A 23,540-nucleotide genomic window follows, 5' to 3' on the forward strand; every position below is an offset into this window, starting at 1 on the left:
GTTTTGGAGGCTCTGTCCAGACCCTATCAAAAAAGTTCTTGCAATATTCTCAATTAGCAATCATTATCATTTGAAATTTATTTAGATATATCTAATCTCTGTCACGAAGGCGAAAAAATGACAAATAACACTTCACGCTATCCACAGCGCGTTCGCAATGAGCTGCGCTTCCGTGAACTGACTGTCCTGCGGGTTGAACGTATCAGCGCGGGTTTTCAGCGCATTGTACTGGGCGGTGACGCACTGGATGGTTTTAGCTCACAGGGTTTTGACGACCATACCAAGGTCTTTTTCCCGGAACCGGGCAGTCACTTTGTGCCACCCGTCGTGACGGATGAGGGGATTGTCTGGCCAGAGGGGGTACGCCCGATATCCCGTGATTACACGCCGTTGTATGACCCGGCACGCCATGAACTGGCGCTGGATTTTTATATCCACGATGGCGGGGTGGCGAGTACGTGGGCGATGAATGCGCGTGAAGGTGACAAATTGACGATTGGCGGACCGCGTGGCTCGCTGGTGGTACCAGAAGACTATACGTACCAGGTTTACGTGTGTGATGAATCTGGAATGCCAGCGCTACGTCGCCGGCTGGAGGCGATCGGTCGTTTAGCGGTACGTCCAAATGTGACGGCGCTGGTCAGCGTACGCGATGCAGCGTATCAGGATTATTTCGCTCATCTCGACGGTTTTACAATTCAGTGGTTTGTCGGCCATGACGAACAGGCAGTGAATGAGCAGCTTTCACAGTTGACCGTGCCTGCACAGGATTATTTCATCTGGATAACTGGCGAAGGAAAAGTGGTGAAAAACCTGAGCGCCCGCTTTGCTACTGAGGCTTTCGATCAGCAGTTGGTACGCGCCGCGGCTTACTGGCATCAACGTCGGAACGTTAATTAATAATGTGACGGTGAAACGCCAAACGCCTGGCGGAATGCATAACTAAACGCTGCGGTGCTTGAATATCCTACATCGAGCGCCACGGCGGTTACGCTTTTATTTTTCTTCAGCATGAGTACTGACTCCAGAATTCGCATTTTTTGCTTCCAGACGCTGAAGGGTAATCCGGTTTCTTTTTTGAAATGACGCGAAAAGGTACGGGCAGACATACCCAAATGTTGTGCCCAATACTCTACTGAATGTTCCAGCGCCGGAGACGCTTGTATTGTTCGGCACACTTTGGTTAATTCGCGATCCTGCGGCCAGGGCAATACAAAGGCGACTTCTGGTAATTGCAGAATAATGTCCACCAGCACACTGACCAGTTTGCCTTCTTTTGACTGGCTATCATAATGGCCTGAAATTGAATTCGTGGCGTAGTGAATAAACTCTCTGGCGAAATCACTGATCGCCACGACTTTACACTCATGGATACTTTCTTCGAGAAAGCCCGGTTTAATATCCAGATTCTCTAAATGCACATCATCCAGCGCCCAAACGGCATGCTCAGTATTATTGGGGATCCAGATGCCGTAATGCGCGGGGATTATCCAGCACTTGCCGGCGACATCAATGCGCATACTGCCTTTGCGGGCAAAATGAAACTGCATAAAAGCATGTGAGTGCTGCGGAACATGGTGGTTGGCTTCAAGGACATAAGAGCGAAAGTAAACGTCCTGCGGCAACTCGGCCATGGAGTCGTCCGGGAAGGAGTTCCACTGTTTTGGGGGGAAAGTATCCATACTCAAAGACGTGATTCTCCCGGTTAGGTGGCCGCTGCTCGATAGATCTTGTCCGCAAATCATAATACATACATTCTTTTTTCCATAATAATCTTGCGTAAGAATTAATAGCCCACCTTTGGTAAATACCATGAACACGCTTTGTTCAGACGCTGTCATCGTCAATGAAACAAATGATAACTGGACCCGAATGGGAAAAGAGCTGCTCCAGCAAGCAGATATTCAGATCAATGGTTCCCGCCCCTGGGACATTCAACTTCATCATGCCGGTTTCTTTAAACGGGTGCTGCAACAAGGTTCCCTGGGGCTTGGCGAAAGCTATATGGAAGGCTGGTGGGACTGCGAACGCCTCGATGTTCTGTTCAGCAAAATCCTGAAAGCAAAACTCGACCAGCAAATGCCGGGAAATCTGAAGGATATATTGCGTATTGCCAGCGCCCGCCTGTTTAATTTGCAGTCTCGTAGTCGTGCGTGGATTGTCGGTAAAGAACACTACGATATTGGCAACGATCTCTTTGCGCTCATGTTGGATCCCCACATGCAATATTCCTGTGGCTACTGGAAAGAGGCTACCACCTTAGAAGATGCGCAAAACGCCAAATTAAAAATGATTTGCGAGAAGCTGCAACTGAAACCGGGCATGCGTTTACTGGACATTGGTTGCGGTTGGGGCGGACTGGCCGAATATGCGGCGCACCATTATGGCGTGGCGGTAGAAGGCGTCACTATCTCGAAAGAGCAGCAAAAAATGGCGCAGCAGCGCTGTGAAGGCCTGGATGTGACCATCCTGCTTCAGGATTATCGTGACCTCGACAAGCACTACGATCGTATTGTCTCCGTGGGGATGTTCGAGCATGTGGGGCCAAAAAATTACGATACCTATTTCAGTATTGCTGACCGCTGTTTGAAGTCGGACGGATTGTTCCTGCTGCATACTATTGGCAGCAATAAAAAAGGGATGAGCGTTGATCCGTGGATCAATAAATATATTTTCCCGAATGGCTGCTTACCGGCGATTTCGCATATTGCTGAAGCGAGCGAGTCGCGATTCGTGATGGAAGACTGGCATAACTTTGGCAGTGACTATGATAAAACGCTGATGGCCTGGCATGCACGGTTTAATCAGGCGTGGCCAGAGCTGTCATCGCGTTATTCCGCGACCTTCAGAAGGATGTTCAATTATTACCTGTGCGCTTGTGCCGGTGCGTTCCGCGCCAGAGATATCGAGCTGTGGCAAGTATTGTTTAGTCGGGGCGTAGAAGGCGGTATTCGCGTCTATCGCTAATATGCAGCTGGATGGCGGCGCACACGCCTTATCCGGCCTACAAAGGTTTGCATTCGTAGGCCTGATAAGCGCAGCGCATCAGGCATTTCTTTGCCGGATGGCGGCGTGAACGCCTTATCCGGCCTACAAAGGTTTGCACTCGTAGGCCTGATAAGCGAAGCGCATCAGGCATTGCTTTGCCGGATGGCGGCGTAAACGCCTTATCCGGCCTACAAAGGTTTGCACTCGTAGGCCTGATAAGCGAAGCGCATCAGGCATTGCTTTGCCGGATGGCGGCGTGAACGCCTTATCCGGCCTACAAAGGTTTGCACTCGTAGGCCTGATAAGCGAAGCGCATCAGGCACTTATGGCTTATCCCAACTCACTCTCTGCCAGTGCTTTAAATACCATTGCGACGGCGTGTGCACCGGGGTCCATATTGCCCAGCAGGCTTTCACCGCTGAGATACGATGCGCGACCCGCGTTGGCTTTGCTCGACAGACAGGTACGCTCTGCGCCTGCCTGTGCGGCGTCAAAAGCGGCTTGCAGGTTTTGCGGTTGTGCCAGCAGAGATGTCAGCGCGGGTTGCAGCGCATCAATCATCGTACGGTCACCCTCGTCTGCACCGCCGTAGAACTTCATCTGCGCCAGCCCTGTGTTCAGGGCTTCGGCAACATCAGCCCCTTGCTCCAGCTTCTGCCCGGCGGCGGTAAAGAAGATGGACATCAGTACGCCGCTGGACCCGCCCATCACCACGGTCAGGCGTTCGCCGATCAGGGCGAACAGCGTGGCGAGGTTATTCAGTGGAAGCTGCTCACGATGCAGCAGGTCAGCGATTTCACGTGCACCAGCGGCAAAAGTTGAACCTGTATCACCATCACCTACTTTGGCATCCAGCGCGTTGAGGTGTGCTTCCAGATCGGAAAGCGTTCCGGTGACCTGCTCAATAATCCCGGCGACCAGCGTGTTGGCTGAAGGCTGGAATTCGACACGCGCGCTGCGCTGCGATGATGGCACACAGTTGATTTCGCGTGGTGGGACAGGCGTCGGCCAGCTGCTGGTTTCTACTTCGGTTAACAGTGCTTTTTCGATGCTCTCTTCCAGTACGATGGCGGTCAGCGAGAAACCTTTCATATCCAGGGCTGTGACCAGCGAGGCCGGGCCAATCAGCCAGTCGATACGCGGATGCAGTGGGCTGTTTGCCAGTTCCCGAGTGATGATAGCCATTTCAGCAACGGACACGCCGCCCAGATTATTAATCATCACCGCCAGACGGCCGGTTTCCGGCAGTGCCGCCATCAGTTTATCGACCATCAGAGTCACCACCTGCGCACTGTTTTGGGTAGCGATAACCGAGGCGCCAGGCTCGCCGTGAATGCCCATGCCCAGTTCGGCATGGCCCGCATGATGGCGCGGTGCGGCGCCGGTTTCCTGCGGCAGGTGGCAACTGGAAATGGCGACGCCCAGGCTGAAGGTGTTACTTGCTGCATACTGCGCTTCACGCAGGACGGTAGCGAGGTTGTAGCCACGTTCAGCGAAATAGCCTGCCACTTTATGAACCAGGATAGTGCCCGCAATCCCGCGAGGATGCTTGTTATCCGGCAGGGAGATATCGTCGCCGACAATCAGCATTTCGACGTTATAGCCAAGGCGGCGTGCTTTTTCGGCGGCGAGACCGAAGTTAAGACGATCGCCAGTGTAATTTTTAACGATCAACAGACAGCCTGCATCGCCAGTTACCGCCTGGATTGCGGTCAGCACGGCATCTACGCTCGGGGACGCAAACACGTCGCCACAGACTGCCGCGGTCAACATCCCTTTGCCGATAAAGCCAACGTGGGCGGGTTCGTGTCCTGAGCCACCGCCGGAGATCACCGCCACGTTATCTTTGTTGAGATCGCGACGAACCACGATGCGAATAGCCGGATCGCTTTCCAGACGCGCCAGATTGTTCCACGGACTGGTGATAATCGTACCGTCGATGACGTCGTTAACGAGTTGGGTACGCTGATTAAAAAAGAATTGAGACATAACGGCTCCTCGAGGTTGAGTGTAAAACAAACCCCCGAATGCATTGTCATGGTGCGGAGGCGATGGGGGAGATTCTGGCGGAGTCAGCGTGGAAAAAAACAGCGGCAAAATGAGTTTCATTACGGAACGTAATTGTTATTTTTTGTTCCGTAATGGAACGTATTTGTGAGAGGAATGATCACAATGCGAGCCCGCTCGACTTTTTTATCGCCTTTTCAATGTTGGCCACACGGCACAGTAAACGTTTTGTTACTGCTTTTAATGGTGTCAGAGAGAGGCAAAGGGAATTCGATTTTCGCGTTCTGCAAGGATTTGCCGGCAAATGAACGGATCGGGATCGCAAACCTTATTATTTTTATGGTTAATCGTTTCAATATGGAACGCATGTCATTTTTATCTGTTTCATATCAGAACAAAAAGACGAATGATTTTTTTGTTCCCGCCTCGCCATACAGTTATTGCATCGCTCCGGTACCTCCCGTTTTTGCCGTTCGCAACAGGCTAAACAGGTTAACGCCAGGGCTCACCATGTAAAAACATGTACTTATTTGAGGATGAAAGGAATGCTAAAAGTTATTCAATCTCCAGCCAAATATCTCCAGGGTCCTGACGCTTCTACCTTATTTGGTCAATACGCTAAAAATCTGGCAGACAGCTTTTTCGTGATTGCAGATGACTTCGTCATGAAACTGGCGGGAGACAAAGTACTCAATGGCCTGCACAGCCACGGTATTAGCTGCCACGCGGAACGCTTCAATGGCGAATGCAGCCATGTTGAAATTAATCGCCTGATTGCCATTCTGAAGCAGCACGGTTGCCGCGGTGTGGTTGGGATTGGCGGTGGGAAAACGCTGGATACCGCCAAAGCGATTGGCTACTACCAGAAACTGCCGGTGGTGGTGATTCCAACTATCGCCTCAACGGATGCGCCAACCAGTGCGCTGTCTGTTATCTACACCGAAGCCGGTGAGTTCGAAGAATATCTGATCTACCCGAAAAACCCGGATATGGTTGTCATGGATACAGCAATTATCGCCAAAGCGCCGGTACGTCTGCTGGTGGCCGGGATGGGCGATGCGCTCTCGACCTGGTTTGAAGCAAAAGCGTGTTTTGATGCCAGAGCGACCAGCATGGCAGGGGGACAGTCCACGGCGGCGGCCCTGAGCCTGGCACGCTTGTGCTATGATACGCTGCTGGCAGAAGGTGAAAAGGCTCGTCTGGCTGCACAGGCTGGCGTGGTGACCGATGCTCTGGAACGTATCGTGGAAGCGAACACCTATCTCAGCGGCATTGGCTTTGAAAGCAGTGGCCTCGCGGGGGCACACGCCATCCATAACGGCTTCACCATTCTGGAAGAGTGTCACCATTTGTACCACGGTGAAAAAGTGGCGTTTGGTACGCTGGCGCAACTGGTGCTGCAGAACAGCCCGATGGAAGAGATCGAAACAGTGCTGAATTTCTGCCAGAAAGTGGATCTGCCGGTAACGCTGGCGCAAATGGGCGTGAAAGACGGCATCGACGCTAAGATTATGGCTGTTGCGAAAGCCACCTGCGCGGAAGGTGAAACCATTCACAATATGCCGTTCCCGGTGACGCCTGAAAGCGTCCATGCCGCTATTCTGACGGCAGACCTGCTGGGACAGCAGTGGCTGGCGCGTTAATCAGACGTCGGTAAGCCTTTTATTCAGTATCTTCTCCCCCTCTGACAGTCTCTGCCGGAGGGGTTGTCTATGGTAAAACAGCGGAAATGGATATGACGGCGCACACTCATGGCATCGGGAAGGAAGTTTCTTCGGTCATTGCTCAGTCATGGCATCGTTGCAGCAAGTTTATGCAGCGGGAAACCTGGCAGGCACCGCATCAGGCGCAGGGACTGACTTTTGCGTCGATTTGCCGCCGCAAGACTGCACTGCTGACGATTGGACAGGCCGCACTGGAAGATGCCTGGGAGTTTATGGATGGACGTCCCTGTGCGCTGCTGATTCTGGATGAATCGGCTTGTATTCTCAGCCGGTGCGGCGATCCGCAGACGGTGGAACAACTGGCGGAACTTGGCTTTCGTGACGGTAGCTACTGTGCGGAGAGCATTATCGGCAGTTGTGCGCTATCGCTGGCGACGATGCCAGGGCAGCCAACAAAAACCTCAGGCGATCAGCATTTTAAGCAGGCGCTGCATCCGTGGTCGTTCTGCTCTACCCCGGTCTTTGATAACCATGGGCGGCTGTTTGGCTCCATTTCCCTGTGCTGCCTGGTGGAGCATGAGTCCGTTTCCGATCTCTCCCTGACGCTGGCGATTGCCAGAGAAGTCGGCAACTCTTTGCTGACCGACAGCCTGTTGGCCGAATCTAACCGCCATCTTAATCAGATGTATGGGCTGTTAGAGAGCATGGATGATGGCGTAATGGCATGGAACGAGCAGGGCGTTCTGCAGTTTCTTAATGCCCGTGCCGCTTTGCTTTTACATCTGGATGCACAGGCCAGCCAGGGTAAAAACATTAATGACCTGGTTAATCTGCCCACTTTGCTGCGCCGGGCGATCAAACATGCTCGCGGCCTGAATCACGTCGAAGTGACTTTCGAAAGCCAGCACCAGTTTGTTGATGCTGTTATTACTCTGAAACCTATCGTTGAAGAACAGGGCAACAGCTTTATTCTGCTGCTTCATCCCGTTGAACAAATGCGTCAGTTGATGACCAGCCAGCTCGGGAAAGTCAGCCACACCTTTGAACAGATGTCGACGGATGACCCGGAAACCCGTCGACTGATCCATTTTGGTCGCCAGGCGGCGAGAGGGAGTTTCCCTATTCTGTTGTGCGGTGAAGAGGGGGTGGGTAAAGAGCTATTGAGCCAGGCTATTCACAATGAAAGTGAACGTGCCAGCGGGCCTTATATCGCCGTTAACTGCCAACTGTATGCCAACAGCGTGCTGGGGCAGGATTTTATGGGCAGTGCGCCAACCGATGATGAAAACGGTCGGCTGAGCCGCCTTGAGCTGGCGAACGGCGGTACGCTGTTTCTGGAAAAAATTGAGTATCTGGCACCCGAGTTGCAATCCGCGTTGTTGCAGGTTATCAAGCAGGGCGTATTGACTCGCCTTGATGCCCGCCGCCTGATCCCGGTTGATGTGAAAGTGATTGCCACTACTACGGTTGATCTCGCCAACCTGGTGGAGCAAAACCGCTTTAGCCGCCAACTGTATTACGCGTTACACTCCTTTGAAATTGTTATTCCACCGCTGCGGGCACGGCGTAACAGCATTCCGGCGCTGATTCATACACGCTTAAATAGCCTGAAAAAACGCTTTTCATCCAGTCTGAAGCTGGACGATGACGCACTGGCACAACTGGTTGCCTACTCGTGGCCGGGCAATGATTTTGAGCTCAACAGCATTATCGAAAATATCGCTATCAGTAGCGACAATGGCCATATTCGCCTGAGTAATCTGCCGGATTATCTGTTTGCGGAACGCCCAGGCCTGGAGACTGCATCATCGCTGCTGCCAGCCAGCCTGACGTTTACCGCCATCGAAAAAGAAGCGATTATCCATGCCGCCCGCGTCACCAGCGGACGTGTGCAGGAAATGTCGCAACTGCTGAATATTGGCCGCACCACCTTGTGGCGCAAGATGAAACAGTACGACATCGATGCCAGCCAGTTTAAGCGCAAACATCTGGAGTAGTTTCTTCGATCCTCGCCATCGAGAAGAGGGCGTCGGACAGACGATTGATGTAACGCTTAAGCTCATCACGCAGCGTCAACGTTCTGTCCATGGCGATGAGGAGTCGCTCCAGCCGACGCGCCAGCGTGCGCGCAACATGCAACTGTGCCGATGCGAGGTTTTTCCCCGGAACAACAAACTCTTTTAGCGGACCGCTTTGCGTCATATTGCGATCAATAAGCTGCTCCAACGCCTGAATATCCTCGGGGCTAATCGTCTGTGTTAAGCGAGCAAGTCCTTTCTCATCACTGGCAAGTTCCGCGCCAAGCACAAACAGCGTCTTCTGGATGGTATGTAAATCCTGGCGAAGCGCTGTCAGGCGCGTGCTGGCGTAGCAGACGCCAAGCTGGGAAATCAGTTCGTCCACGGTGCCATAGGCATTCACGCGGATATCGTCTTTGTCGATACGGCTGCCACCAAACAGCGCGGTCGTGCCCTTATCACCAGTGCGGGTATAGATACGGTACATTTATTTTATCTCGCTGAAAGGAAGCACTTTGACCAGTTGACCGGCATTGGCACCAAGCGTGCGGATCTGCGCCATTCCGGCGGTGATATGACCACGAACCAGCGCCCGATCCTCGGGCAACTGGGCGTGGGTTAAAGCAATATCACCCGTGGCGTTGAGACCAAGACCGACACGCAGCGTTGAGCTTTTGGCCGCAAGTTTGCTCAAGGCCAGCGCACAGTCATTCTCGTCGCAACAGACAGTCCGGCATGGGACGCCTTGCTCTTCCAGTCCCCAGCACAGCTCATCAAGCGCGCGGGTATCCTGCCAGCGTGGGTGATAAAACAGATGTACGCTCGGTGATGAAAGTGACATTGCGCCCCCTTTGGATTAGAAAGCCTGACGGAAGATTTCAGCGATCTCTTTCTCGTTCCCTTTACGCGGGTTCGAGAACGCGTTGCCATCTTTCAGCGCCATTTCCGCCATGTAAGGGAAATCGGCTTCTTTGACGCCCAGCTCCTGCAAATGCTGTGGAATACCAATATCGGCGGAAAGACGGGCGATGGCGCGAATGGCCAGCTCAGCGGCATCCATGGTTGACAGCCCGTCGGTGTTCTCGCCCATAAACTCAGCGATATCGGCAAATTTCTCCGGGTTGGCGATGAGGTTATAACGGGCTACGTGTGGCAGCAGTACCGCATTGGCCACGCCGTGCGGCATGTCGTACAGACCACCGAGCTGGTGTGCCATCGCATGAACATAGCCGAGGTTGGCGTTGTTGAAAGCCATACCGGCCAGCAGAGAGGCATAGGCCATATTTTCACGGGCTTTCAGGTTGCTGCCCAGCGCGACGGCCTGGCGCAAGTTACGGGCAATCAGACGGATCGCCTGGATAGCGGCGGCATCGGTGACCGGGTTAGCATCTTTGGAAATGTAAGCTTCCACGGCGTGGGTCAGGGCGTCCATCCCGGTCGCGGCGGTAAGTGGTGCTGGTTTACCGAGCATCAGCAGCGGGTCATTAATGGAAACCGACGGCAGGTTACGCCAACTGACAATCACAAACTTCACTTTGGTTTTGGTATTGGTCAGCACGCAGTGGCGGGTGACTTCGCTGGCGGTACCCGCGGTGGTATTGACCGCAACGATTGGCGGCAGCGGATTGGTCAGCGTTTCAATTCCGGCGTAACTGTAGAGATCGCCTTCGTGCGTGGCCGCGATACCGATACCTTTACCGCAGTCATGCGGGCTACCGCCGCCAACGGTAACGATGATATCGCACTGCTCTTTGCGAAATACCTCCAGACCGTCGCGCACGTTGGTGTCTTTAGGGTTCGGCTCTACGCCGTCAAATACGACCACCTCAATCCCGGCTCCACGCAGATGTACCAGCGTTTTATCTACTGCACCGTCTTTTATCGCCCGCAGACCTTTATCGGTGACCAGCAGCGCTTTTTTACCGCCTAACAGTTTGCAACGTTCGCCGACAACGGAAATAGCATTTGGGCCAAAAAAGTTAACATTCGGCACAAGGTAATCAAACATACGATAGCTCATAATATACCTTCTTAGATTTAAATTATAATTCAGAGAAACAATTCAGTGCGGTCTCAGCCAATAATCTATCTTGTTCCACAGTACCGCCACTAACGCCTACGGCACCGATTAATTGTCCGTCGAATATAACAGGCAAACCGCCACCGAAAATAACGATTCGCTGCTGGTTGGTGAGCTGTAAACCATATAGAGAAGCACCGGGTTGTACTGCATCGGTAATTTCATGTGTGCCCTGCCGCAGACAGCAGGCGGTCCAGGCTTTATTGAGAGAAATATCACAACTGGTGACAAACGCCTCGTCCATGCGCTGCATCAGTAGCGTGTTTCCACCGCGGTCAACCACGGAAAAGACTACTGGAACGTTGATCTTAAGCGCTTTTGCCTCGACGGCAGTCGCCATTTTCTTTGCAGCCGCCAGCGTAATGGTGGCGATTTGTTGGCTCTTATTCACAGTATCTCCTGACAAGGTTGTAGGGCTGAGGTCGCAAAAAATATCGCGCTACAGCTATTTTTTTCTCATTGGGTTTTCTGTATTTTCTCGCGGCGAGTTATTAAGTCAATAGTGTGAGTTTTTCTAAAATATTAATTTTATTTCCTGTGTTAGGCATTTATTGACAATGATCATTTAAGCGCGTCACAATTCTTCGTGGATATTCCCGTGGGCCGTTTCAATATGAAACGCTGACATTTAAATATGTATCAAATTGGAACGTAATTAATTTTATTTTTTTATCGGCCTGCTCATTTAAAGTTCGGCTATTGCTGATAAAGGCGATTGCTGGGGTGGTAGAGCACCAGCGATACAGCCTGGCGTCCCTATTCTTTATCTTTTGAGTCCATAAACTATGAGAAGATCAAAACGATTCGAAGTCCTGGCAAAGCGTCCTGTAAATCAGGATGGGCTTATTGGCGAATGGCCGGAAGAAGGGCTGATCGCCATGGAAAGTCCCTACGATCCGGCCTCTTCTGTGAAGGTGGAAAAGGGTCGTATTGTTGAACTGGACGGCAAGAGCCGCGCACAGTTCGACATGATTGACCGCTTTATTGCCGACTACGCGATAAACGTCGCTGAAACCGAACGCGCCATGCAGCTCGACGCTTTGGCGATCGCCAGAATGCTGGTAGATATCCACGTCAGTCGCGAAGAGATCATTGCCATTACCACCGCTATCACCCCGGCGAAAGCAGTGGAGGTGATGGCGAAAATGAACGTGGTAGAGATGATGATGGCGCTGCAAAAAATGCGCGCCCGACGCACGCCCTCCAACCAGTGTCACGTGACCAACCTGAAAGATAATCCGGTGCAGATTGCCGCCGATGCCGCTGAAGCGGGGATTCGTGGTTTTTCAGAACAGGAAACGACGGTCGGGATTGCCCGCTATGCGCCGTTTAACGCCCTGGCGCTGTTGGTCGGTTCTCAGTGCGGTCGTCCTGGCGTGCTGACACAATGTTCCGTTGAAGAGGCTACTGAGCTGGAGCTGGGAATGCGCGGGTTAACCAGCTACGCCGAAACGGTGTCGGTCTACGGAACGGAATCGGTATTCACTGACGGCGACGATACGCCGTGGTCAAAAGCGTTTCTCGCCTCGGCCTATGCGTCCCGCGGGCTGAAGATGCGCTATACCTCCGGTACCGGTTCGGAAGCCTTGATGGGCTATTCCGAGAGTAAATCGATGTTGTACCTGGAATCCCGCTGCATTTTCATTACCAAGGGCGCGGGTGTGCAGGGGCTGCAAAACGGGGCGGTCAGTTGTATCGGGATGACGGGCGCAGTGCCGTCGGGTATTCGCGCGGTGCTGGCGGAAAACCTGATTGCGTCGATGCTCGACCTTGAAGTGGCCTCGGCCAATGACCAGACCTTCTCACACTCCGATATTCGCCGTACCGCCCGCACCCTGATGCAGATGCTGCCCGGCACCGACTTTATCTTCTCTGGCTATAGCGCCGTCCCCAACTACGACAACATGTTTGCCGGTTCTAACTTCGATGCTGAAGACTTCGATGATTACAACATACTGCAACGTGACCTGATGGTTGACGGTGGCCTGCGCCCGGTAACCGAAGAAGAAACCATCGCCATCCGTAACAAAGCGGCGCGGGCTATTCAGGCGGTATTCCGCGAACTGGGGCTGCCGACAATCAGTGATGAGGAAGTGGAGGCTGCCACCTATGCTCACGGCAGCAAAGACATGCCTGCGCGCAATGTGGTGGAAGATCTGGCGGCAGTGGAAGAGATGATGAAGCGCAACATTACCGGGCTGGATATCGTCGGGGCGCTAAGCGGTAGCGGATTCGAAGATATCGCCAGCAATATTCTCAATATGTTGAGACAGCGTGTGACCGGTGATTACCTGCAAACATCGGCCATTCTGGATCGCCAGTTCGACGTGGTCAGCGCCGTGAACGACATCAATGATTATCAGGGACCCGGCACCGGCTATCGCATCAGTGCCGAACGCTGGGCGGAAATTAAAAATATTGCGGGCGTGGTTCAGCCCAGCTCGATTGAATAAGGCGGTACACCGTGGAATGCACAACTGAACGTAAGCCCGTTTTTACCTTGCAGGTCAGTGAAGGCGAGGTGGCAAAAGCAGACGATCGCGCTGACGAAGTGGTGATTGGCGTCGGACCGGCCTTTGGCAAGCACCAGCATAAAACCCTGATTGATATGCCGCACAACGCGATTCTGAAAGAGCTGGTGGCAGGAATTGAAGAAGAGGGACTGCATGCGCGAGTGGTGAGAATTCTGCGCACCTCGGATGTCTCTTTTATGGCGTGGGATGCGGCGAACCTCAGTGGCTCCGGCATCGGGATTGGTATTCAGTCAAAGGGAACCACGGTTATCCATCAGCGTGATTTGCTGCCCCTGAGTAACCTTGAGCTCTTCTCTCAGGCCCCGCTGCTGACGCTGGAAACGTATCGTCAGATTGGAAAGAACGCTGCGCGCTATGCACGCAAAGAGTCGCCCTCGCCGGTTCCGGTGGTCAATGACCAGATGGTGCGCCCCAAATTTATGGCCAAAGCCGCGTTGTTTCACATTAAAGAAACCAAGCATGTGGTGCAGGATGCTGCGCCTGTCACGCTGCATATTGCACTAGTAAGGGAATGACAATGAACGACAACATCATGACCGCGCAGGATTATCCTTTAGCTACCCGCTGCCCGGAGAAAATCCTGACCCCCACCGGGAAACCGTTAACCGATATCACCCTTGAGAATGTGCTGGCGGGACATGTAGGGCCGCAGGATGTGCGTATTTCCCAGCAAACGCTGGAGTATCAGGCGCAGATTGCCGAACAGATGCACCGTCACGCCGTGGCGCGCAACTTCCGTCGGGCGGCGGAACTGATTGCCATCCCGGATACCCGCATTCTGGAAATCTACAACGCACTACGTCCGTTTCGCTCTTCATTCGCGGAGCTACAGGCGATCGCTGATGAGCTGGAACATACCTGGCACGCGACGGTGAATGCCGGATTTGTGCGTGAGTCGGCAGAAGTCTATCAGCAGAGAAACAAGCTGCGTAAAGGCAGCCAGTGACGGAGGGAATATGCCGTTAATTGCAGGGATTGATATCGGCAACGCCACCACGGAAGTGGCGTTGGCGCAGCATGGCCGGTTTATCGCCAGCGGGATTGTCGCGACCACGGGCATGAAAGGAACGCGGGACAATATTGCCGGGGTGGTCGCTTCCCTGCAGCAGGCGCTGGAAAAAACGCCATGGTCGCTTAAAGATGTGGCGAAAATCTGTATCAATGAGGCCGCACCGGTCATTGGTGATGTGGCGATGGAAACGATCACCGAAACCATCATTACTGAATCGACGATGATTGGTCATAACCCACAAACGCCCGGCGGCGTTGGCGTGGGAATGGGAACCACCATTGCAGTGGAGAAGCTGGCGGCATTGAGCGAGGATCGGTTTGCCCAGGGCTGGATCCCATTGGTGGGTGAGGAAATGGATTTCCTCGAAGCCGTTTGGCTGATCAACGACGCGTTGGATCGCGGCGTGAACGTGGTGGCGGCGATCCTGAAAAAAGATGATGGCGTGCTGGTGAACAATCGTCTGCGGCGAACTATGCCGGTGGTTGATGAAGTCACGCTGCTGGAAAAAGTGCCGGAGGGGGTGTTGGCGGCGGTCGAAGTCGCGGCCGCGGGCCAGGTTGTTCGGGCGCTGTCTAACCCCTACGGCATTGCCACGTTCTTTGCCCTGACGCCGGAGGAAACGCAAACCATCGTCCCTATTGCCAGGGCGCTGATTGGTAACCGCTCCGCCGTGGTGCTGAAAACACCGCAGGGTGATGTGCGCTCAAGGGTGATCCCGGCGGGTAAGATTTTTATCCGCGGAGAAAGGCGCGGCGGCGAGGCTGACGTGGCGCAAGGGGCGCAGGCTATTATGCAGGCGATGAGCGCCTGTGCGCCTGTATGTGACATTCGCGGTGAAGCGGGAACGCATGCAGGCGGTATGCTGGAACGCGTGCGTAAGGTGATGGCTTCGCTGTCCGGGCATGATATGAACGCGGTGCATATTCAGGATTTGCTGGCAGTTGATACGTTTATTCCTCGTAAGGTGCAGGGCGGCATCGCCGGGGAGTGTTCGATGGAAAATGCTGTCGGCATTGCGGCGATGGTGAAATCCGATCGTTTACAAATGCAGGCTATTGCCAGCGAGTTGAGCGCGCGATTAAACACCTCTGTTGAAGTGGGGGGTGTAGAGGCCAATATGGCCGTGACTGGCGCGTTAACGACGCCTGGATGTGCTGCGCCGCTGGCGATCCTCGATTTAGGCGCTGGTTCCACTGATGCAGCCATCATCAATAGCGAAGGTGCAGTAAAGGCGGTACATCTGGCCGGCGCGGGGAATATGGTCAGCCTGTTGATTCAGACGGAGCTGGGTCTGAGCGATCCGTTTCTGGCCGAGGAAATAAAAAAATACCCGCTGGCGAAAGTAGAGAGCCTGTTCAGTATTCGTCATGAGAACGGTGCGGTGGAGTTTTTCCGCGAACCACTCAGCCCGTCGGTGTTTGCCAAAGTGGTGTATCTGAAAGACGGCGAGCTGATCCCCGTGGATAACCAGACTTCGCTGGAAAAAATTCGTCTGGTGCGACGTCAAGCTAAGGAGAAGGTCTTCGTGACCAACTGCCTGCGTGCATTGCGCCAGGTGTCACCTGGCGGTTCCATCCGTGATATCACTTTTGTCGTGCTGGTGGGGGGTTCATCGCTGGATTTTGAAATTCCGCAGATGATCACCGACGCGTTGGCGCATTACGGTGTCGTCGCGGGACAGGGCAATATCCGGGGGACCGAAGGGCCGCGTAATGCGGTGGCTACTGGCCTGGTTTTAGCCGGGGAAGCAAAAAAATAGCGCAGAAAACAGTCGCCGCAAGCGTTTAGCTGAGGGGTAAATCAAATAAAGGCAACGTTCTCTTTGATATCCCGACTGAGTTGGGTACATAGTATAAATGTGTCTCTCACGTGGTTAATTTTAAGGATAAGAGCATGCCAACAGCAATTGAGAAAGCATTGGATTTTATTGGTGGTATGAACACCTCAGTGTCAGTACCCCATTCAATGGACGAAAGTACCGCTAAGGGAATCTTAAAGTATTTGCATGACTTAGGTGTGCCAGCGAGTCCGGAAGTTGTGATGGCACGGGGTGAGCAGGAGGGATGGAATCCCGAGTTCACGAAAAAAGTGGCCGGATGGGCAGAAAAAGTTGCCTCCGGTAACCGTATCCTTATCAAGAATCCAGAGTATTTTTCGACCTATATGCAGGAGCAGCTCAAAGAACTCGTGTGAGCTGACTTTCGAATAAAACGCTAACGGACGTTTCCATCTTCGGGATGGCAGCGTCCAAAAGCGTTGCCATATTCCCAGGCCTGACCGACAAACTTCCGATCCTATTTTCTCATGCCGCCAGCCATGGTGAGACTAACGCAATGCGTTCAGCGGCAAAATCAATTTCAGCAGTCACTCCGAGTGGTAAGGTCATCATCGGATGTGTATGGCTGCAATCATAATCCGATACGATAGGGATATTTCGGCCAGCCAGCACTTCACGTAATATTTCAAGCTGTGTTTGCCCACAACCCAGATCATTTAAGCATTCATGCTTGCCGAGAATAATAGCTGATATTTTTTCAAAGACACCACAGAGTGCCAGGTGAGCATACTCCCTTTCTAACTCAGAGATATCCTTCAGGCTATCCTCGATGAGCAGAATATCACCGGCCAGAATTTCCGGCATATATTCGGAACCCCAGATTCCATACAGCGTATTGAGATTGCCACCAATCAAACGCCCGGTAACCTTTCCTTCTCCATAATACTGGCAGGTATTTGGCCTTAAGGTCTTTGCACGGGACTGGGTTTCCCACTCCAGGCGTTCTTCTGACCAACATGAAGGTGGGATCAAGGATAATGGAAGGGGGGGATTGCCAGTGACAATCGTCGAAAAGTAGTCGAAAGTCCAGTCAACCAGTGGTGGGTATTCCCCAAAGGATGCGACCATTGCCGGACCATAAAAGGTAATTAATCCTGTTTTTTGATAAATGGCCAGTAATAAAGCGGTTATATCTGAATAACCAATGATAATTTTGGGGCTCGTGATTATTTGTTGGTAATCAATATAAGGAAGTATTGCATTAGTATTATTGCCGCCAATTGTTGACATAATACATTTCACATCAGGATCGTGTAATAATTGATTAAATTCATCTGCACGAGCCTTGATGCTTCCAGACCGCCAGCCTGCACTTTTTCCGGTTAATGCACCTTCTTTTATTCGGTAACCCTGCTTTTGAATAAATTCTTTGGCTCGGGCATATCTATTGGGAGCAAATGCCGTGGCAGGGGAAGAAGGCGAAAATAAGGCGATGGTATCACCCGGCTTGATTGGCGCAGCGTAACGTGTGGTCATGTCCTTCTTCCTGCACTTGTTTCATCATCAGATTGATCATCTTAACAAGAGTGTAGTTGTATCGTCATCACTCAGAAGTGAGACTTCCTCGCATATCTTAGCGGTAACAATATTATCCTCCTTTCTAATCCATACTTATAGCTTGCTGTGGGTGACGTCTGCTCACCAACACGAAGTGTGTTTTTATACTTTCCCGACTGGAATCATCGTTTTTTCATGAATGTGTCACTATAGCTAAAAGCCTCAATGACGAATATCTCATTATTCAGCCATTCGTTACCCCAGGAATATATCTATGTCTGCTAAAACGCTGTATGAAAAATTAGTTGAATCGCATACCGTTCGGGAACTTGATAACGAAGGGCATGTTTTACTTTATATCGATCGTTCGATACTCAATGAATATACCAGTCCACAAGCATTTAGCGGGTTAAGGGAACAGGGACGGCCGGTGCGGCATCCGGAAGCCTTTCTGCTGAATGTTGATCATGTTAATCCCACCCGACCACAGCGCGATATGCTGATGACGGATCCCGGCGGCCAGCTGCAGGTTGATTATTTTCGGGAAAACGCCGCTGATTTTGGTATCACGTTATTTGATGTGCTGGACCCACGACAAGGGATAGAACATGTCGTTGCCCACGAGCAAGGGCTGGTCATGCCCGGAATGGTGATTGCGGCTGGCGACAGCCATACCACCACTTACGGTGCGTTCGGCGCTCTGGGATTTGGTATCGGTACGTCGGAAATCGAACACCTGCTGGCTACTCAGACGCTGGTGTATCGTAAGCTGAAAACCCTGCGTGTCAGCGTTAAGGGTGAATTACCTTTTGGTTGTTCTGCAAAAGATATCGTTCTTGCATTACTCGAACGTACTGGCGCAGATGGTGCGACAGGATATGCCATCGAATTCGACGGTGAAACAATCAGTGCCCTGAGTGTTGAGGGGCGAATGACGCTTTGCAATATGGCTGTGGAGGCAGGGGCTCGCGGTGCGATTATTGCGCCGGATGCAAAGGTTTTTGACTATATCTACGGGAAGCCGCAAATGCCCGCAGGTGAACTCTGGCAACTGGCATTGCTGGAGTGGTCGCAGTTGAAAAGTGATGCAGATGCGGTTTTTGATAAGACCGTGACGATCGACTTTCTCGATCTTGAGCCTAAAGTGACCTGGGGGATCAGCCCGGATCAAACCTGTGCGATCACCGGCTATGTTCCATCCCCGGAACATGAAACGCATCCACTTAAACGTCTCGCGCTTGAGAAAGCTCTCCAGTATATGGATCTGCTGCCCGGTACGCCGGTGAGTGACATTCGTATTTCGCACGCTTTTATTGGCTCATGCACGAATGGCCGCATTGAAGATCTGCGGGCCGTCGCGAAAGTCGTGGCAGGACGCAAAATTGCCAGCCATGTGCGCGGGATTATTGTGCCCGGTTCAACGCAGGTCCGGTGTCAGGCGGAAGAAGAGGGGCTGGCGAAAATCTTCATTGACGCTGGTTTTGAATGGCGTCAGTCGGGTTGCTCAATGTGCCTTGCGATGAACGAGGACGTGCTGGCAGCAGGCGATCGCTGCGCATCGGGTACGAACCGTAATTTCCCTGGGCGACAGGGCGCAGGGGCAAGAACGCATTTAATGAGCCCGGCGATGGTCGCGGCAGCAGCGGTAGCAGGGCATCTGGTCGATGTTCGGACATTACTTCAGGCGGGGGAATGAGATGGATACGTTTAAGCAAATTAGCGGGCGAATTGCGCCAATGCTGGAACCGAACATCGACACCGATGTGATTATGCCGAAACAGTTCCTGAAAGGGATCGATCGTCAGGGGTTGAATAAAGGGGTGTTTTTCGATCGTCGTTTCCTGGGCAATGGTCAGCCTAATCCTGATTTTATTCTCAATATGCCTGGCTGGCAGGACGCGACATTTTTGCTGGTCGGCCCCAACTTTGGCTGCGGATCGAGCCGCGAACATGCCGTTTGGGGATTAAAACAGTTGGGCATCCGGGCGCTGTTAGGTTCCACTTTCGCTGGGATTTTTGATGACAACTGCCAGCGCAACGGGATCCTGACAATCTCTTTGGATGACGCGTCTCTGGCTCGTCTGGCACAGTTGGCCACGAAGGCTGACAGCAATCTGATTACGGTTTCTCTTGAACGCTGCGAGATTGTGACAGCAGATGAAACACTTCCTTTTGTTATTAGTGAACTCAAACGAGAGATGTTGGCCGCTGGCGAAGATGCGATTACCTGGACACTGCAATATCTGCCAGAGATTGAAAATTTTGAGACGCAGCATTACGCGCGTCGCCCATGGTTAAAGCGTCCGGTATCCGCACGTGGCTAAGAAAAGAGATGGCGATGAGACGGGGCAAAGTCGGGCAAGCAAAGAAGGCAGGAGACAGTGATGAGTACAGTTATTGAATGCGGCGCTTCTCCGTTCATTCCTGGGTTTGCATTAAAGGATGTACGGCTGCCAAATGGTTTAACCATCCGGGTCGCCGTCGGAGGAAACGGTTCCCCGTTGGTGCTCTTACATGGCCATCCACAGAACCACATCACATGGCGTAAAGTCGCGCCGGAATTGGCGAAAAGCCACACGGTGATTTTGCCGGATTTGCGGGGCTATGGAGACAGCGACAAACCAGTGAGTGATCCGGCGCATCGTACTTATTCAAAGCGTATGATGGCGCAGGATATTGTCATGCTGATGGAGATTCTGGGTTATCCGCGGTTCGCTTTTGTCGGGCATGATCGTGGAGGACGGGTTGGACATCGGCTGGCCCTTGATTATCCTGACAGTGTGACGTGTTGCACGTTCATCGACATAGCCCCGACAGCTACAATGTACGCATTAACCAATAAGGCGTTTGCCACGCGCTATTTTTGGTGGTTTTTCCTGATCCAACCTTTTCCATTACCGGAAACAATGATCGCGCACGATCCGGCATTTTTTCTGCGTAAGCATATTGCAGGTCAGTTGAAAACTGCGGGGGCGACATCAGAAGATGCGTTCAATGAATACCTGCGCTGTTACCAAAATCCAGAGATGATCCATGCGGTCTGCGAAGATTATCGTGCCGCGGCATCGATTGATCTTGAAGACGATGCTGCGGATGCGTCTGCGCGTATTGAGTGTCCGCTACTGTTGCTGTGGGGGGCTCAGGGTACGGTAGGGCAGTTGTATGATGTGGTGGATACCTGGAGAGAAAAAGCGATGCGCGTGCAGGGAGAAGCATTGCCTTGCGGGCATTCTCCGCAAGAGGAGATCCCAGAGATCTTCATGCAGAAACTGCAGTCATTTTTGCGATCGGTGTTATAACATTGTCATTTTCCGTCATCTCGCTGCGATGTTATGAAAACGACGCCTGTAGGTAAAAAGCATCGCCAGCCCCTTGAGGGCTGGCCTTCTGTTGAAGATCTTTTCGTTTTTGTCACCGTTGCCCGCAACGGTGGATTTGCCCGGGCAGCGCTGGAGCTGGGGCTATCCCCCTCCTATATCAGCAAACGCATCGCTATCCTTGAAAAATGCCTCAACGTCCGGCTTTTTTTCCGTAATAACAGAGTGATGCGTCTCACACCGGAAGGCGAAAATGCGCTGGATGGGGCGATGCAGATCGTCAGTGAAATGGATGGCTTTATCAGTCGTCTGGATAATCAACGTGGCGTGCTGGCAGGTAATATCACCCTCAACTGCTCATTTGGTTTTGGGCATAAATATGTCGCAGAGGCGCTGTCGTCATTTATGATCGCCTACCCTGATATCACGGTAAAACTCACGCTAACGGATCGTGAAGTGGATCTTGTGGAGGAGGGCGTCGATATTGAGATTCGTGTTGGGGATGACATCAATGAATTGTATATCGCACGGCAGTTGGCCACTAATCGCCGGATCCTTTGTGCTTCCCCTGAGTATCTCGAACGCCACGGTAAACCGGAGTCTGTGAGTGCGCTTGTGCAACATGATTGCCTGATGATTCAGGAAAAAAACTCGGCATTTGGCAACTGGATATTAACGGATGGCAGGCAGCAGACACATTGCCGGCTAAACGGTTTTCATTCTTCCAACAGCGGCAGCGTGGTGCTCATTTGGGCACTGAAAGGTCATGGCATTACATTGCGGTCGGAATGGGATGTTGCGCAGTATCTTGAACGCGGTGAACTGGTTCACGTGTTGCCCCAGTGGTATCAGGAAGCGAATATCTGGGCTGTATATACCCGGCGTTCATCAAGCTCTGATCGTATCAAAACCTGCATCGATTTCCTCACTGAACATCTTGCGCAATGCTTGCCAGGTGGCAAAGCACCGGACGTGTTGTGAGCAGTAGGCGCTGGGTGAGGGGCTGTATTGGGTTTGTTTGGTATAAACGATTTTTTATCTCTAATAGCTCAACTTGACACTTTTGCGCAAAATGTTGCGTTTTATAAATCAATTTTGTTGCTACTCAGTAGCTGTTCCCCGCGCGCAATCCAGGCATAAACGGTCTGGCGGCTGACACCCCTAAATTTGGCGTATTCGGCTTTACCCATCATCATGTGTTGTGCTCTTGATTGTGTTGCAAATGATGCAATGACTGGAGCTATTGTTGCTAACTACGGCGGAGAAGGTAAGAGGAGCCCGGCTAGCATGACCGGGCTGGTACTTAATCGTGTTTTTTCTTCTGCCTGGCAATAACAAAAATCAACAGCGTGTTGATGAGTACTGACACACAGAGGACGGTTAGCATAAATAAATCATTCCAGTCCTGTTCGGTAATAAAACCAACCAGATCGCTAAAACGCTCGAACAAATATACTTCAGGCAATAGCAGGTAACATGCTGAAAAAATAAGGAGAAATGACATAAACTGAATGAGCCATAATCCTGCTTGCTTCGCTGGTGTCATCGTTAATACACCTGAATTGTGCCATACGCTTTGAGTGACGCCGTTACCAATACTGTTGGGGTCCTCATGAGCGCTTCACGCAGCACAGTAAAATGAGATGGAGAAGGCAGTGTTATGCAGCCGTTGCTAATCCCCTCATATCCTGCCGGGTGAAGCCTAAAGTTTCCCCTTTCGACCTGAGCAACGAAAGTATGGTCGTCGATGTTGCTGTCCACTCTGTACAGGGCGAACCAAATTGAGTGATCCGATCCTGTGTATGTCGTAGCAAAAACATCTCTTACGCGAGTGCTCAGGCTGCGGGGGCGGTCGACAATATAATATTTTCCTGGCGGCAATGGGCCAATATTCTTTACCGTGATTGAGTCCGGATTATTACGATGTTGCCCTGTATTACCGGAGTATGCGGGGAAGAAGCCTATCCCAGGGCAGCTCAGGTTTGACAGCGCATTCCCGTTCAGCCGAAAGGTGCAATGGATCATCGCTCGTTCCACGTATCAGTGAACATGATATTCCCATCACAGTGCTTCCAGGTAATTTTCTCATAGCGCAGCGACACGGCCTCGAGATGATTATGTTTTTCGGTACCGGTATTTTTGCAGTTATGCATCAGTGGGCAGACCGAGACGACCTTTACACCTTCCAACAGCATGTTGAAGTATTCAACCTCTTGTCCTGCGTCATTGATGCGGTACCACTTAAATTCGGCGCTTTTCAGCGTCTGGCCTTTTGCCACAGCTTTGTAGAGGTAGGGGCTCGATGAGTCGAATTCCTTTTCGAACGTTAACGCGCTATGAACGCGGGTACCTGTAATTTTACCCGTCATGTTGTCCGTGGGAAGATGCAGCCCGTGCGCGAAACTATGAATCTCGATACTGCCCTCTCTATTCTGAACGTCAACAGAACCTTTAATATCTGCGTCGCCGTCATCTTTTAGCCAAAGATAAGCAGGTATAGCCATGTCAAAAACTCCATTTTTGAATCGTTCTAAATATTAATAACCCCCTTGTAGATAAAAACTTATCACATAAAGTGCTATAGAT

23 protein-coding genes and 2 pseudogenes are annotated in these 23,540 nt (G+C 52.0%); 13 read left to right on the plus strand and 12 right to left on the minus strand.

Translation table 11 applies throughout. From position 1 onward, the window contains the following. Positions 1 to 117: 117 nt before the first annotated feature. A complete protein-coding gene (locus tag NNN64_RS19590; RefSeq protein ID WP_271442450.1) occupies positions 118 to 900 on the plus strand; it encodes a siderophore-interacting protein in 783 nt (260 codons plus the stop codon). On the opposite strand, the gene NNN64_RS19595 is transcribed toward NNN64_RS19590, so the two are convergent. Then, positions 897 to 1,745, minus strand: coding sequence for a helix-turn-helix domain-containing protein (locus NNN64_RS19595; protein WP_333908967.1), 849 nt, complete (start codon positions 1,743 to 1,745; stop codon positions 897 to 899). The two genes, NNN64_RS19590 and NNN64_RS19595, sit on opposite strands and share 4 nt — an antisense overlap. A gap of 67 nt (positions 1,746 to 1,812) precedes the next feature. On the opposite strand from NNN64_RS19595, the gene cfa reads away from it, so the two are divergent. After that, the gene (gene cfa / locus NNN64_RS19600; RefSeq protein WP_271442451.1) at positions 1,813 to 2,967 is read left to right on the plus strand and encodes a cyclopropane fatty acyl phospholipid synthase; all 1,155 of its coding nucleotides are present in this window, start codon (positions 1,813 to 1,815) and stop codon (positions 2,965 to 2,967) included. A gap of 169 nt (positions 2,968 to 3,136) precedes the next feature. Here the strand turns inward: cfa and NNN64_RS23405 are convergent. Further along, positions 3,137 to 3,214, minus strand: a pseudogene (locus NNN64_RS23405) (hypothetical protein); the annotation flags it as partial. 104 nt (positions 3,215 to 3,318) lie between these two features. Continuing rightward, positions 3,319 to 4,977: a glycerone kinase gene (locus NNN64_RS19605; RefSeq protein ID WP_271442452.1), complete on the minus strand. Its 1,659-nt coding sequence runs from the start codon at positions 4,975 to 4,977 to the stop codon at positions 3,319 to 3,321. A gap of 563 nt (positions 4,978 to 5,540) precedes the next feature. On the opposite strand from NNN64_RS19605, the gene NNN64_RS19610 reads away from it, so the two are divergent. Together NNN64_RS19610 and dhaR are read left to right on the plus strand one after the other, a co-directional pair. Beyond that, entirely contained in the window at positions 5,541 to 6,638 is a 1,098-nt protein-coding gene (locus NNN64_RS19610) for a glycerol dehydrogenase (RefSeq protein ID WP_005131422.1), read from the plus strand. Between the two features lie 92 nt (positions 6,639 to 6,730). Continuing rightward, positions 6,731 to 8,656 carry a dihydroxyacetone kinase operon transcriptional regulator DhaR gene (gene dhaR / locus NNN64_RS19615; RefSeq protein WP_271442453.1) on the plus strand — a complete coding sequence of 642 codons (1,926 nt, stop codon included), beginning with the start codon at positions 6,731 to 6,733 and terminating at the stop codon, positions 8,654 to 8,656. Here the strand turns inward: dhaR and NNN64_RS19620 are convergent. The 4 genes from NNN64_RS19620 to NNN64_RS19635 are packed head-to-tail and all read right to left on the minus strand — an operon-like array spanning position 8,634 to position 11,148. Continuing rightward, entirely contained in the window at positions 8,634 to 9,164 is a 531-nt protein-coding gene (locus NNN64_RS19620; protein WP_271442454.1) for a cob(I)yrinic acid a,c-diamide adenosyltransferase, read from the minus strand. The two genes, dhaR and NNN64_RS19620, sit on opposite strands and share 23 nt — an antisense overlap. After that, the gene (locus NNN64_RS19625) at positions 9,165 to 9,518 is read right to left on the minus strand and encodes a glycerol dehydratase reactivase beta/small subunit family protein (protein ID WP_271442455.1); all 354 of its coding nucleotides are present in this window, start codon (positions 9,516 to 9,518) and stop codon (positions 9,165 to 9,167) included. Positions 9,519 to 9,533: 15 nt separating this feature from the next. Continuing rightward, positions 9,534 to 10,697, minus strand: coding sequence for a 1,3-propanediol dehydrogenase (gene dhaT / locus NNN64_RS19630; RefSeq protein WP_271442456.1), 1,164 nt, complete (start codon positions 10,695 to 10,697; stop codon positions 9,534 to 9,536). Positions 10,698 to 10,719: 22 nt separating this feature from the next. Next, positions 10,720 to 11,148: a GlcG/HbpS family heme-binding protein gene (locus tag NNN64_RS19635; RefSeq protein WP_271442457.1), complete on the minus strand. Its 429-nt coding sequence runs from the start codon at positions 11,146 to 11,148 to the stop codon at positions 10,720 to 10,722. 394 nt (positions 11,149 to 11,542) lie between these two features. Here NNN64_RS19635 and NNN64_RS19640 point away from each other — a divergent pair, with 394 nt between their 5' ends. The 5 genes from NNN64_RS19640 to NNN64_RS19660 all read left to right on the plus strand — a co-directional run bounded on the left by NNN64_RS19640 (position 11,543) and on the right by NNN64_RS19660 (position 16,496). Next, positions 11,543 to 13,210: a propanediol/glycerol family dehydratase large subunit gene (locus tag NNN64_RS19640; RefSeq protein ID WP_271442458.1), complete on the plus strand. Its 1,668-nt coding sequence runs from the start codon at positions 11,543 to 11,545 to the stop codon at positions 13,208 to 13,210. A gap of 11 nt (positions 13,211 to 13,221) precedes the next feature. Beyond that, complete coding sequence (locus NNN64_RS19645) at positions 13,222 to 13,806, plus strand: propanediol/glycerol family dehydratase medium subunit (protein ID WP_271442459.1); 585 nt, start codon at positions 13,222 to 13,224, stop codon at positions 13,804 to 13,806. Between the two features lie 2 nt (positions 13,807 to 13,808). Further along, positions 13,809 to 14,237 carry a diol dehydratase small subunit gene (locus tag NNN64_RS19650; protein WP_202037706.1) on the plus strand — a complete coding sequence of 143 codons (429 nt, stop codon included), beginning with the start codon at positions 13,809 to 13,811 and terminating at the stop codon, positions 14,235 to 14,237. A 10-nt stretch (positions 14,238 to 14,247) separates the two neighbouring features. Then, a complete protein-coding gene (locus NNN64_RS19655; protein ID WP_271442460.1) occupies positions 14,248 to 16,062 on the plus strand; it encodes a diol dehydratase reactivase subunit alpha in 1,815 nt (604 codons plus the stop codon). A gap of 110 nt (positions 16,063 to 16,172) precedes the next feature. Continuing rightward, positions 16,173 to 16,496: a DUF1889 family protein gene (locus NNN64_RS19660; RefSeq protein WP_071887391.1), complete on the plus strand. Its 324-nt coding sequence runs from the start codon at positions 16,173 to 16,175 to the stop codon at positions 16,494 to 16,496. A 109-nt stretch (positions 16,497 to 16,605) separates the two neighbouring features. On the opposite strand, the gene NNN64_RS19665 is transcribed toward NNN64_RS19660, so the two are convergent. Continuing rightward, entirely contained in the window at positions 16,606 to 17,616 is a 1,011-nt protein-coding gene (locus NNN64_RS19665) for a S66 family peptidase (RefSeq protein WP_271442461.1), read from the minus strand. A 295-nt stretch (positions 17,617 to 17,911) separates the two neighbouring features. On the opposite strand from NNN64_RS19665, the gene leuC reads away from it, so the two are divergent. From leuC to NNN64_RS19685, 4 genes are read left to right on the plus strand one after another with little or no spacing between them, the layout of a single operon-like run. Further along, a complete protein-coding gene (gene leuC, locus NNN64_RS19670; protein ID WP_271442462.1) occupies positions 17,912 to 19,333 on the plus strand; it encodes a 3-isopropylmalate dehydratase large subunit in 1,422 nt (473 codons plus the stop codon). A gap of 1 nt (position 19,334) precedes the next feature. After that, positions 19,335 to 19,961: a 3-isopropylmalate dehydratase small subunit gene (leuD, locus tag NNN64_RS19675; RefSeq protein ID WP_271442463.1), complete on the plus strand. Its 627-nt coding sequence runs from the start codon at positions 19,335 to 19,337 to the stop codon at positions 19,959 to 19,961. A 60-nt stretch (positions 19,962 to 20,021) separates the two neighbouring features. Then, on the plus strand, positions 20,022 to 20,936 hold the full coding sequence (locus NNN64_RS19680; protein ID WP_271442464.1) for an alpha/beta fold hydrolase: 915 nt from the start codon (positions 20,022 to 20,024) through the stop codon (positions 20,934 to 20,936). A gap of 33 nt (positions 20,937 to 20,969) precedes the next feature. Then, positions 20,970 to 21,935: a LysR family transcriptional regulator gene (locus NNN64_RS19685; RefSeq protein WP_271442465.1), complete on the plus strand. Its 966-nt coding sequence runs from the start codon at positions 20,970 to 20,972 to the stop codon at positions 21,933 to 21,935. Between the two features lie 104 nt (positions 21,936 to 22,039). Here the strand turns inward: NNN64_RS19685 and NNN64_RS19690 are convergent. The 4 genes and pseudogenes from NNN64_RS19690 to NNN64_RS19705 form a co-directional block, all read right to left on the minus strand. Beyond that, a pseudogene (locus NNN64_RS19690) lies at positions 22,040 to 22,150 on the minus strand (DNA-binding protein); the annotation flags it as partial. Positions 22,151 to 22,257: 107 nt separating this feature from the next. Beyond that, positions 22,258 to 22,404 (minus strand): hypothetical protein, encoded by a 147-nt coding sequence (locus NNN64_RS19695; RefSeq protein WP_271442466.1) that lies wholly within the window; start codon positions 22,402 to 22,404, stop codon positions 22,258 to 22,260. 98 nt (positions 22,405 to 22,502) lie between these two features. Further along, complete coding sequence (locus NNN64_RS19700) at positions 22,503 to 22,979, minus strand: DUF2778 domain-containing protein (RefSeq protein ID WP_191213900.1); 477 nt, start codon at positions 22,977 to 22,979, stop codon at positions 22,503 to 22,505. Further along, a complete protein-coding gene (locus tag NNN64_RS19705; protein ID WP_271442467.1) occupies positions 22,976 to 23,458 on the minus strand; it encodes an Hcp family type VI secretion system effector in 483 nt (160 codons plus the stop codon). The genes NNN64_RS19700 and NNN64_RS19705 overlap by 4 nt, the downstream gene beginning before the upstream one ends. Between the last annotated feature and the right edge of the window lie 82 nt (positions 23,459 to 23,540).

Origin of the sequence: Citrobacter sp. Igbk 14, from assembly GCF_028069825.1 — a bacterium.
GTDB lineage: Bacteria > Pseudomonadota > Gammaproteobacteria > Enterobacterales > Enterobacteriaceae > Citrobacter.